The sequence below is a fragment of the Gilvimarinus sp. 1_MG-2023 genome (assembly GCF_030548285.1).
In genome coordinates this window covers 24087-36812 of sequence record NZ_JAUOSC010000004.1, presented here as the reverse complement: position 1 = coordinate 36812, position 12726 = coordinate 24087, and the positions used below count along the sequence as shown (strand labels likewise).

The following is a 12726-nucleotide window of genomic DNA, read 5'->3' as shown; positions in this document are numbered from 1 at the left end:
GCGGCATGCGGCGGAGAGCATTTGAACCTCCGCCCCTCATCCCGAACGAAGTACGCTGCGGAATCAGTCGGAACCCTAACAGCCTCTCAAAGAGCCGCTGGGATTATAGCTTAAGGGAAAAAACACTGTAAATGGCGCTCAAGCTGCTAGACCAAAGCTCAAATATAAAAAAACCGACGCTTTGGGGGAAGCGTCGGTAAAAAAGACCATTCTAGGAGTAACTTAAAGGAAAGATCCTGCCGAGCCACTGGGCCCACCGAAGGCGAAACAGGGAAACTTTGCAACCTTCAGTCACTTAAGTATTGACCAGATAGCGTAAACTTCCACCCAAACCCAACATTTCTATTAAACGAAATAGAGATAGCCGAAAGATTAAACAGATGATATGGCTATATATTAGGCCGCCAGTACCCAAAGCTTATACTTACCTCGTCAGGCCTCGCCGCGGACTCAGTCCGTAAAATCGACAATATTGCGAATTTTCCCTGAATTTCACGCACAATGACCAACAACTTAAGTGTTTTAGTGCATAACATAAACTCTACGGCTTTCAGAACATCATTCAGGCAGTAAAAGGTCGACCCAAACCAACCGATGGTCAGAGCTCGATTGACGATCTTTCACTAAATAGTGCAACGGCTCTTCTGGCGTGGGCCAAAAAACGCCGGAGGCTTGAGCTGTGAGTGATTGCGATGGCAACACATAATCGGCCCTCATCCCCCAGGCGGCAGTATGGTATTCACTGCCGGGCTGATCAGGGCGAGCCGCACTAGCCCCGGGGCTTGCAGGTTTTGGGTCGTAAACTCTGGGATGGTTTAACAGGCGCTGCATCATAACCCGGCGGCCATCTCCCTCGGTTGCCGAGGCGTTCAGGTCCCCGACAATCACAAAATGAGCCCCCTGCGCCAAACCTCCATACGCGCCATGATCGTCGTACAAATAGTCGGCATTGCCCGCTACATAATCCAACCAAAGTCTAATTTCATCGTGGTTGCGACGGCCGTTGCGATCTTCCGGCCCATCAAACACAGGTGGGGTGGGATGGCTGGCTAGAATATGCACCTCAGTATCACCCACCTTAACCGGCACATCCCAGTGAGATTTGGACGAGAGACGCATCGCTTGCCACTGCTCTGGCTGGTAGTAGGGCTGGCCATCAATCTCAGGCGCTAAAGCGTCGGGCATATCTTGCCAGCGAAAAGTTTGAAAGGTGCGCACCGCTTGGTGAACTATCGGGTAGCGGCTGAGCAATACCATACCGTAATGACCGGGAAAATAACCAAAACCGTAGGTATCGGCGGGTTGACGGATCTCGCCGTCCCCATCTAAGTCGACGGGAAACAGTTCGCCGGTATTCACCGGCGAGGTGTACACATAGGGGTAATCTACCGGTTGGTCCCCCACATTCAAAAACTGCTGTTTAAAGTGCTCAATGGTTGCATAGGGTGTTGCGCTGTAATCAAACTCATTGAGCAACACAATATCGGGCCGAACTGTTTGAATCACCTTGGCAATGTTCATAATTTGTTCAGCCCGGGCGTCAAGCGCCTGGGGCAGCACCTGATCACTTAACAGTGCGGAGTCAGATTGATAATTGCGCGCCTCCATACTCACATTAAAAGTGGCCACACGTATGGGCATAGAAACCTCTGTTGGGTTATTACTTTGACAAGCACTCACCAACAGCATGCCCCAAACAGCAACCAACGCCAAGCCTATAAACTTTCCTTTCCCGCGACACTCGCCCTTAGCCGTTTTCATTGTTCTCACCCCAACTCATAAGAATGGCTAGAGTAACGACCGCTAATGACATAAACATGAAAGTTTCTGTCACTGTTTTGTCAAGGTATCGTCACAGTACAGTCACTGAATGTTCGCATTCGTAGGTTAGTGTCAACCAGCCAACACGCAAACAATACTAATAATTTCCCGCCATACAAACACGAATACTGATGCCAACGAAGCATCGGCGGGCTTTTATGTGCGCGCATTGGCCAAACGACCATGGAGCAACCAAACGGGATAAAACTGCCATGAAAAAAAGATTTTTAAAAAACGCATTACCAATCGCCATTGCCGCTACGATGGGTATTGCGCTACCAAGTATTGCACAGGAAACCAGCTCGGCCATTCAAGGGATTGTCACAGACGCTAACGGTCAACCAGTTAACGATGCCAAGATCACCGTTGTTCACGAGCCATCCAACAGTCGCAGCAAACTAATGGCAGGTGAGAGCGGCCATTTCAGTGCTCGTGGTCTTCGTGTTGGCGGCCCCTACACTGTGACGATAAGCTCAGACAATGGTAACCGAACTATTCAAGACGTTTACTTAACACTCGGAGACGCTTATCGACTGGAAGTGATAGTAGGAGAAACCAGAGTAGAAGAAACCTTGGTGCTAGGTAGCCTGCAAGAGCAAAATTATGCGGTTGTTGGCCCTAATGCGGAATTTAGCTTGCAAGACCTGGCAACTGCGCCCGCCATCAACCGTGATATTAAAGACGTCATTCGCATTGACCCCAGAGTCTATGTGGATGAGGCCTATAATGATTCTATTCAATGCGCTGGCGCTAACCCTCGATTTAACAGCCTTACGGTAGATGGCGTTCGCATGAACGATGCGTTTGGTCTGAACACTAACGGCTACCCAACGCAACGCATGCCGTTCTCGTATGACGCTATCGATCAGGTTGCCGTAGAGCTGGCTCCTTTTGATGTCCAGTACGGGGGCTTCAGTGCTTGTAATATCAATGCGGTAACCAAGTCCGGTGACAACGAATTTCACGGCTCTTTCTTTTATGATTACACCGATGATTCTATGTTAGGTGATAGCTTAGAGGGTGACAGTCTGGATATAGCCGCTTTTGATGAACAACGTTATGGTTTCACTGTCGGCGGTCCAATCATTAAGGATAAGCTCTATTTCTTTACCGCTTACGAAATGCTGGAAGGCGTTGACTCTTTTGGCCGCGGCACAGCTGATGCGAGTGTAGCCACACCAGTTGAGGGCGTTTCAGAGGAACAGTTTGCCGAAATCGATCGTATCGCTCGGGATATTTATGGCTACGAGACAGGAGGCCTACCCCCTTCAAGCCAGCCTATTGAAGATGAAAAACTTCTGGTAAAAGTTGACTGGAATATATCAGACTCGCAACGCGCAGCTTTTACCTATAACTACAATGACGGCTTCTCAATTGCCGAATCAGATGGTGATTCAAATGAGTTGGAATTTCTAAATCATCTTTACGAACGCGGTACCGAACTAAACGCTTACGTTTTGCAACTTTTTTCCAACTGGAATGACAACTTGTCAACCGAAGTAAAAGTAGGCTATCAAGATGTACAAAATCGAGCGCTACCACTAGGTGGAATTGAGTTTGGCGAAGTACAAATCACTACTCTTAATGACCATGACAATGACGGGAGCGACTCAGAAGCGACCGTGTATTTGGGTGCAGATGATTCTCGCCACGCCAATGAGCTGAGCTATGAAAATCTGAACTTTAAACTATCGGCCAATTATCGCTTGGATCATCAGACCTTCTTGATTGGTTACGAGCGTGAAACCTTCGATGTTTTCAATATGTTTATCCAGGAAGCGCAGGGTGAATACCGCTTTGGCTCAGTTGAAGAGTTCGAAGCTGGAACGCCCTTCCGCATCACCTATGAAAATGCCGCGGGCACCAATGTATCCGCCGATGCTGCAGCTTCGTTTGAGTACGCCATCAACACCTTGTACTTTCAAGATGAAATCTCTTTGCGAGGTGGCGATCTAACCATTATTGCTGGCGCACGCTACGACTGGTATGAAAGCGATGATGCTCCCAAAACAAACAGCGACATCTTAACAACCTACAATATCGACTCCGCACAAAATCTAGATGGTGCTGACTTATTTCAGCCTCGCTTAGGTTTTAACTGGAACTTGAACGATGCGCTGGAAATTCACGGTGGTATCGGTTTGTATTCCGGCGGCAATCCCAATGTTTGGCTGTCAAACAATTACTCCAACGACGGCGTAACTCAGATTGAAGTACAAGATCGCAGCGGCAACTCCATTCTGGAAATGGATTTCACCGGCGAAGGTCGCCCGATTTGGGATATTCCGCAGGATTTGTACGACTCAGTGGCCAACGGTCAAGGCTCAAGCTATGGTGTTAATATACTTGATCCAAACTTTGAAATTCCTGCATCCTGGAAATACGCTTTGGGCGGCAGCTACTCATTCCCCAACGCATTAACCCTATCTGCCGACTTACTTTATAGTCAGTATGAGAACGCCGCCATCATCTCTGACATTTCAAGAGTTCCTGTGGGCACTGCCTTCGACGGTCGTCCGATTTACGACAGCATCGATGGTCGCCGCCAAGACTATATGCTGACAAACGCCGACGACACCCACGAGTCACTATCTTTGTCTTTAGGCGTAAGTAAATTTTGGGATAACGGTCTAGAAGTCGCCTTCGGTTATGCATACTCTGATGCTGAAGACATTAACCCTATGACCAGCTCAACCGCGGGCTCTAACTACTCTAACCTGGCGACCAGCGACCCCGAAAATCCAGGAGCTTTCACCTCTAACTATAATATCCCGCATCGTTTCACCTTAAAGGTTGGCTATGAGCATGCCTTCTTTGGTGATTACAACACTCGCATCACCCTATTTGGCAGCGCCAATGAAGGTCGCCCTTATAGCTATACGTTCAACAGACCGTATAACACTGACGATGCAGATTATTATGGCGACGCTTCAGGATCCTCTCGTCACCTGCTGTACATACCTACGGGCACCGATGATCCGAATGTTGTCTACGGTGAAGATTTTGATGTCGATGCCTTCTATAGCTGGGTTGATAGCGAAGGTTTAACACGCGGAGACATTATGGATCGCAATGAAACTTACAGCGACTGGTGGATAAAGTTCGATTTGAAAATCGAGCAGGAATTACCTGGCATTATGGAAGGCCACAAATCTTCGCTGTATATGGTTGTGGAGAACTTGGGTAACCTGATGAATGACGACTGGGGCGTACAATACGAAGCCAGTTTCCCACGCTCGCAAGCCGCCGTAAATATGAGCGCTGATGAACAGGGGCGCTATGTTTACGAGGAGTTCATCGACCCCGCTGGCACAACACGGGTGGGCGATGCATCTCTTTGGCAAATGCGCATCGGATTCCGCTACGACTTCTAAAGACGGGTAACGGTTTACGGAAAACGGAGAATGGGGGTTGACCCTGTTCTCCGTTTTTCGTTATTCATGGTTTATCAGCACCAAACACCTAGAGAATTAAGTTAACTGTTCCCGGAATTCCGAAACCGCAAAACGAGCAACGCCGTGAAAGTCCAGTAGATTGCTTTGTTAAATGCTATATTGTAATCTGTGCGCATACCTATACGCATGAGTACACTTTGATGCAATCTTTATATGACCTAAATGCTCCCAAAAAACCAACAAACCTGAGCATAAACAGTGACTTACTCGCCAAGTCACGTAACCTTAATGTGAATCTATCCGCCACTTTAGAGCAGGCCCTTAAGCAAAAGCTAGCCGAGAAGGGGGCGGAAATCTGGAGACGGGAAAATGCCGCGGCCATAAAAGCTTACAATAGCTTTGTAGAAGAGAACGGCTTATTTGCCGACGAATTTAGGCCATTCTAATGGCTCAGTTTGATGTATACCCGAACCCCAGCAAGACTACAAAAAAGTATTTGCCTTACTTGCTTGATATTCAAAACCCTTTTCTGAGTGATCTCTTGAGCAGGATCGTAATTCCTCTAGGCCTCAAGACGGCGTTTAAAAATAAAGCCTTAGATAGATTAACCCCCGAAGTGTCTTTTGAGGACGCGCAACTTTTAATCCTAACGCCTCAGATGTCTTCAGTTCCAGCTTCAATTTTAAAAAATCCTATTGGTACCTTATCCCATTTTAGAAGTGAGATTATCGGTTCGCTCGATTTTGCGATTTCGGGCATTTAACGCTTTGCTAAGCGGCTAAAAATGGTTGGCTAAAATAGTGAGGAACGAGCAAAAGCCAACTGTTTTTTGTCCGTTTAAGCAACTTGTTAAGTTTCATTTTTCTCATTACGATCAGCTTTTAATTTTTTTAGTCTAACACTGGTGAGCATAGCTGCTGTCGCCACCATAACGGCGACAAGAACTGTTAATGTAGGGAGTGTTATATCCAAAATACTTTTAAGTGGAGAGGATACTTTATCGGTATCAAGCACTTTAGTTGCAACTACAACCATTGTACTCATGGCCGCAGTTAAACCCAAAACACTACTTACGCGTTCAGTTTGTTTTTGCCGATACTCAGCATCAACGAGTTTTCTCTCATTTTCGATTTCCAGTGGCACACTAACTTCTTTTTGTTCGTTAACTAAATGTGCTAAAGTTTCACAATAATTTTTCTTGGTATCGGACGATATAAAGCTAGAGTCCATAATTTCTTTTATAAGTTCTTCTGCTATTTGCTTAGCCTGATATGCATCTTCTCTATTTATCTTATATTTTCTAGCTGTGGCATTAATTAAAGAATGAAGAACTTCCATATCAGGAATATGTCCTTCAGAAATCCCAGGTCTTAGCGCATACACAACTTCTTTGTTTACTGCTGCTATTTTTTGAGCGTATTCTTTGTTGTCTTTTTTGGAAAATAAATACCGAGTTATTAGGGTGACAACTAAACCACTAAGGATTCCTCCACCGATACCGACAACCCATGCATTATTAAAAATATCCACCTAATCCTCCTTGAAACTTAACAGCTTATTAATGTGCGAGTTGAAAAATGCGCCTGGCAATGTATCACGCCTAGATTGCTTTTAGAAATTCGCCAAAACTCACTGTATTTTATATTATTTCCTTTAAATTGGCGCATTTTTACAGAAAGGTAAAGAAGCCAATTTTAACAGCAATCGGCAATGTATCATGTTTATTAAGTCTCGTGAACTTAGACTCTTAAACCCATGAAAAAGCAGTGAAAAATCGAAAATATGGTTAGAAATCGAGGATCAGAAAGTAAGCCGTCTCATGTACACCATTGAATTTGGCGTAGTTGCAGCCTGAAGACGGATGTCTGATGTCTGTTGCCACACAAACATAGACTACGAAGCCACCCTCCTCCATGCCACTGCGCCGAGTGGAGGTTGATTTTAGTGGGTAAGACAGTCTGAGGTCTGATGTCTGACGCAAAAACAAAACTTGCTACGAAGCGCCCTCCCCCATGCCACTGAGCCGAGTGGAGGTTGATTTTAGTGGGTAAGCAAACAGGAGGTTTGCGCAAGCATCTTCTCGCCAAGGACGGCGAGTAGATGCGGCCCACTAAAATCAATCGGAATGAGGGCACCCCACAGGGGCCAGTTGCCGGGGGCGGCTTTTTGGGTACTTTTTGGAGTAAAAAGTGCCTCGCCCGCCGGGCGAAATCCGGCACATGCTCAGGAGCGGCCGGTACTTTTTTTGCAGAAAATTTATTCCCCCGAAGAAGTCGAAACATTAAACTTAGATGCCTGACGGGAAATGAAAGTCTGACGCCTAATGTCTGATGTCTGACGCAAAGACATAACCTGCTACAAAGTCCCCTCCCCCTTCTCATCCAGCCGAATTCGAGCTAATTTTGTGGGTTAATTGCACATGGATGATGTGAGTGTCTGAGGTCGGACGTCTGATGTCTGACGCAAAAACAAAACCCGCTACGAAGCCCCCACTCCCCATCTCATCCAGCCGAATTCGAGCTAATTTTGTGGGTTAATTGCACATGGATGGTGTGAGTGTCTGAGGTCGGACGTCTGATGTCTGACGCAAAAACCAAACTCGCTACGAAGTCCCCTCCCCCCATCACATCCAGCCGAATTCGAGCTAATTTTGTGGGTTAATTGCACACGGAAGTGCAATTAAGGAAAAGCGCTGGGAACAAGGTGAATGCTGAAAGCAGAGAGGGCAGCCTAGGCTGGGCGATCTTTTCCGACCCTCAAAATTGGCTCCAATTCGGGAACCCGAAGGGCTGAGATGTGCGGGGTGAGTTTCTTGGCTACTTCTTTGCTCACCAAAGAAGTAGCTCGCCTGCCGGGCGAATTCCGGCACATGCGCGTTTATGCCTTTCGGGCACGTCCTGTCTGTGCGCTCAACCACTACCATTGACCTACACTCAGCACAATCATAAGGGGAAGGAATGACTTGCCCGCCCTGCAAATAAGGGCAAAAGAAAACAACTAAATGTCCGATGCCTGGCATCAAACATTCGCGGCTCCCCGCCGCCACAACAGATACACCGCCGGCAAAACCAACAACGTCAGCAATAATGTACTGACAGTACCGCCAATCATCGGCGCTGCAATTCGCTGCATAATTTGCGCACCGGAGCCGCTGCTCATGAGAATCGGCAGCAGGCCAGCGAATAGAGTCGCGGCTGTCATCACAATGGGCCGCAAACGTTGCAGCGCACCGTCGCGCACGGCAGCCACCAGCTGGGCCCGGTTGAAGCTTTGATTGCTCTGGCACAACTTCTGATACGACAGCTCTAAATACACCAGCATTAACACCCCGATTTCAATCGCCACACCTGCCAGTGCGATAAACCCCATGGCCACGGCAACCGACCAGTGAAAGTTTAAAATACTCATCAGTGCAATTGCGCCAATCAGTGAAAACGGCAAAGTGACCAAAATGATTATCACCGGGATCACCCGCCTAAAATTTATATAAAGCAAAAGAACGATAATAGCCAAGGTAATAGGAACGACTAAGGTCAGTCGCTCTGCCGCTCGCTGCATATACTCAAACTGTCCGCCCCAAGTCACAGAGTAACCGGCGGGCAACTGCAGTGTACCGGCAAGGTGTTGTTTGGCCCGGCTAACATAGCCGCCAATATCGCTCGACTCAATATCGACAAACACCCAACCATTCAGCCGCGCATTTTCACTTTTAATCATCGGTGGGCCATCTTCTATGGTTACATTGGCCACATCTGCCAGCGTCAGGGTAACGCCGCTTGCAGTCACCAGAGGTAGACCGGCAATTTTCTCCGGCGAGTCGCGATAACTTTGCGGGAAACGCATACTCACTGGGTAACGCGCCTCACCTTGCACCGTTTGAGTGATCTTTTCGCCTCCAATGGCGGAGCGAACCACAGTCTGTATGTCGGCAATATTTAAACCGTAGCGGGCGGCCTGATCGCGCTGAATATCAATAGTAATATAGCGTCCACCCGACACCCGCTCAGCGTATGCTGAGGCCGTGCCCAGCACCTGCATCAACAGTGACTCAAGCTCAGCACCTATCTGGTTAATGACGCTCAAATCCGGCCCGGCGATTTTAATACCCACCGGTGTTTTAATCCCGGTGGACAACATATCAATGCGGGTTTTAATTGGCATTACCCAGGCATTGGTCAGACCTGGAAAATCAATACGCTGATTTAGTTCGCGCTTGATCCTCGCCATATCAACCCCCGGGCGCCATTCACTGCGCGGTTTAAACTGAATCACCGTTTCAATCATGGTAAGCGGTGCCGGGTCGGTCGCGGTATCGGCCCGGCCTATTTTGCCAAAGACCGACTCCACTTCTGGCAGGGTTTTGATAAGTTTGTCTGTTTGCTGCAATATTTGCCGCGCTTCGCCTATAGACAGCCCCGCGTAAGTCGTGGGCATGAACATGAGGTCGCCCTCATCCAGCGGCGGCATAAATTCACTGCCCAATTTGCCCGCCGGATAGAGCCCTACAATCATCGCCACAGCGGCTAAAACAATGGTGCTTTTGGGAAAACGCAAGGCCGCGTTAAGTAGCGGCCGGTAGCCTGCCACCAGCAAACGGTTAACCGGGTTTTTACTCTCGGGCACAATCCGGCCGCGCACACAATAACCCAAAAGTACCGGCACCAGGGTGACCGCCAAGCCAGCGGCGCAAGCCATGGCGTAGGTTTTGGTGTAGGCCAATGGGCTAAACAACTTGCCCTCTTGCGCACCGAGCGCAAACACAGGTAGAAAACTGGCGGTAATAATTAACAGCGAAAAGAACAAAGCAGGGCCCACCTCCGCTGCAGATTCTGTCACCACTTGCCAGCGCTCTTGTGCGGTCAGTGTTTTATTTTTATGACGCTCAAGATGACTGTGCAGGTTTTCAATCATCACCACGGCACCATCAACCATCGCCCCAATGGCAATGGCAACGCCTCCCAGAGACATAATATTGGCGTTAATGCCCTGCCACTGCATAATGATAAAACTGGCGAGAATACCCAGTGGCAAGCTGACTAACACCACTAAAGCCGAGCGCAAGTGAAACAAAAACAGCGCACACACTAAGACGACGACGAAAAACTCTTCGCCCAACTTTTGGTATAGATTACTGACCGCTGCGTAAATTAACTTGGAGCGATCATAAGTGGTCACAATTTCCACCCCCGGCGGCAAGCTGCCCTCAAGGGCTGTGATTTTCTCTTTTACGCGCTCAATCACGGCTGCGGCATTCTCACCGCTGCGCATAACGATAATCCCGCCGACCACCTCACCTTCACCGTTGAGCTCGGCAATACCGCGACGCATTGTGGGCATCAGTTTAATATCCGCCAGAGCGTCCAAGGTCAGTGCCGTTCCCTGATGGCTCACCCCCAGTGGCACTTGTTTTAAATCTTCCAGCGTTTCTATGTAACCGGTGGTTCGCACCATATACTCTGCTTCGGCCATTTCAATCACCGACGCACCGGCCTCGGCATTGGCCCTGCGTATTGCCGTCACCACTTGGGCGGGAGGTACGCCGTAAGCGCGCAGGCGGTTGGGGTCGACTTCAACCTGATACTGGCGATCCATCCCGCCGATGGTTGCCACCTCGGCAACGCCGCTGACCGCTTGCAATTCGTATCGCAAAAACCAGTTCTGTAGCCGAGTCAGTGCCTCTATGTCCTGGCCGCCTGTACGGTCAACCAGCGCGTAGTTAAACACCCAGCCCACCCCGGTAGCATCCGGGCCAAGCTCGGGTTGCACGCTGTCAGGCAGTTGACCGCTAACTTGGTTGAGATACTCCAATACTCGTGACCTCGCCCAATAAAGGTCTGTGCCCTCGTCAAACAAAATGTAAACGAAAGAGTCCCCAAAAAAGGAAAAACCGCGAACGGTTTTCGCACCGGGTACCGCCAGCATTGCCGTGGTTAATGGGTAGGTCACCTGATCCTGCACCACTTGCGGCGCCTGCCCCGGGTAGTGGGTTTTTACAATCACCTGCACATCGGATAAATCGGGAATCGCATCCACCGGTGTTTTATTCAGGCTGTACACGCCAGCCAACGCCAAGACTACCCCTGCTAATAAAACCAGCAGGCGATTTTCAATCGACCAGACAATAATGCGCCGAATCATGGTGCACCCCCATGCCCTTGATGAGAAGCCGGGTGCTCGGTGTTTGACACAGCCGCACCGTGGCTCATGCCCGAGTGCTCCGACTGGCTGTGATTTATTTGGCTGTAATCCATGCTCGGGGATGTGCTCGAATCGGGTTGAGATAACCTGTCCAACTCAAGGTGAATACTCGACTCGGAGTCAATTAAGAAGTGAGCATTAGTAACAACCTTGTCACCCTTTGCCAATCCTTTCGTTATTTCGGTAAAGCTCTCTGCGCGCAAGCCTGTTTCCACCACGGTGCTGCGAAATACGCCGGGGGATACCTCGCGCACCACTCTCTCACCCTGCCCTATGCGTATTACCGATGAGCTGGGCACTGCAAGTGTGCGCGCTTTCTGTCGAGCACTGATAGAAATTTCAGTCAGCATATTGGGCCGCAGACTGGCATCGGCATTGTTCACCACAATACGCGCACGGGTGGTGCGATTAGCAGGATTAACCACCGGATAGACGTAGTCGATTTGCCCGTGCCAGCGACGGCCAGGATAGGCGCGCGAGCGAATTTCCACCGCTAAACCTTCAACCAAAAGACCGGCCTGGCGCTCAAACACCTCAGCAATAACCCAAATCGTATCCAAAGGCCCTACCGATAATGTATTTTGCTCCAGAGAGACGTAAGCACCATTGGCAACATTGAGTTCCGCGACCACCCCGGAGCTTTGCGCATAGAACCCGATCTCCGATTTAATTTCCCGGTTTTTTGCAACAGAGTTAATCTCTTGTGCCGGCACACCCTGGGCGATTAACTTGGCTCGCGAGGCGCGTATTAAACTGTCATTGCCACTGCTCAGTGCCTGCAAAAACTCTTGCTGTGTATTGCGAATATCGGGCGAGTAAAAATCAAATAACTTTTGCCCCGCTTGCACCGAATCGCCTACTGCATTGACCGACAGATTGGAGATCCACCCGGTAGCACGCAAATGAAAGTGCGTTAATGCCTGCTCGTTAAAACTGACAAAGCCGGCGGCTTTAATCGTGGGACTTAAAGTGCGCCGGGTCACTACGCTGGTTGTTAAACCCAAGTGCTGTTCAACGGCGGAGGATATGGTCACATCCGCTGGGTGAGAAGTATCCGCTTCAGCGTAAACGGGAACCAAGTCCATCCCCATCGGCGATTTACCCGGCCTATCGCGCCGATAGGAGGCATCCATAGGGGCCACCCAGTACAGGGGCTCGAATGAGGCCTCGGCACTCTGCGGGGGAGCCTCGCCCACCGCCAATAGGGTATTCGATACGGGAGAAGCTAAATAATAGCCGCCCACCAATCCAAGCGCGACTGCAACCAGCAACGCTATCATTATTTTTCCGTACATAATTGTCTGCTCACAAT

At 49.1% G+C, this 12726-nt stretch carries 7 protein-coding genes; 3 read left to right on the top strand and 4 right to left on the bottom strand.

Annotated features, from left to right (window positions below; translation table 11 throughout):
* Positions 1 to 558: 558 nt before the first annotated feature.
* Entirely contained in the window at positions 559 to 1761 is a 1203-nt protein-coding gene (locus Q4563_RS06980) for an endonuclease/exonuclease/phosphatase family protein (RefSeq protein WP_303604066.1), read from the bottom strand.
* A gap of 272 nt (positions 1762 to 2033) precedes the next feature.
* Here Q4563_RS06980 and Q4563_RS06975 point away from each other — a divergent pair, with 272 nt between their 5' ends.
* From Q4563_RS06975 to Q4563_RS06965, 3 genes are all read left to right on the top strand, one after another.
* Positions 2034 to 5195 carry a TonB-dependent receptor gene (locus tag Q4563_RS06975; RefSeq protein WP_303604065.1) on the top strand — a complete coding sequence of 1054 codons (3162 nt, stop codon included), beginning with the start codon at positions 2034 to 2036 and terminating at the stop codon, positions 5193 to 5195.
* A gap of 221 nt (positions 5196 to 5416) precedes the next feature.
* Complete coding sequence (locus Q4563_RS06970; protein ID WP_303604064.1) at positions 5417 to 5662, top strand: type II toxin-antitoxin system CcdA family antitoxin; 246 nt, start codon at positions 5417 to 5419, stop codon at positions 5660 to 5662.
* Positions 5662 to 5979, top strand: coding sequence for a CcdB family protein (locus Q4563_RS06965; RefSeq protein WP_303604063.1), 318 nt, complete (start codon positions 5662 to 5664; stop codon positions 5977 to 5979). Before Q4563_RS06970 ends, Q4563_RS06965 begins: the two co-directional genes overlap by 1 nt.
* An 86-nt stretch (positions 5980 to 6065) precedes the next feature.
* On the opposite strand, the gene Q4563_RS06960 is transcribed toward Q4563_RS06965, so the two are convergent.
* The 3 genes from Q4563_RS06960 to Q4563_RS06950 form a co-directional block, all read right to left on the bottom strand.
* Positions 6066 to 6746, bottom strand: coding sequence for a hypothetical protein (locus Q4563_RS06960; RefSeq protein ID WP_303604062.1), 681 nt, complete (start codon positions 6744 to 6746; stop codon positions 6066 to 6068).
* Between the two features lie 1488 nt (positions 6747 to 8234).
* A complete protein-coding gene (locus tag Q4563_RS06955) occupies positions 8235 to 11354 on the bottom strand; it encodes an efflux RND transporter permease subunit (RefSeq protein WP_303604061.1) in 3120 nt (1039 codons plus the stop codon).
* Complete coding sequence (locus Q4563_RS06950) at positions 11351 to 12709, bottom strand: efflux RND transporter periplasmic adaptor subunit (RefSeq protein ID WP_303604060.1); 1359 nt, start codon at positions 12707 to 12709, stop codon at positions 11351 to 11353. Before Q4563_RS06950 ends, Q4563_RS06955 begins: the two co-directional genes overlap by 4 nt.
* Positions 12710 to 12726: the final 17 nt, after the last annotated feature.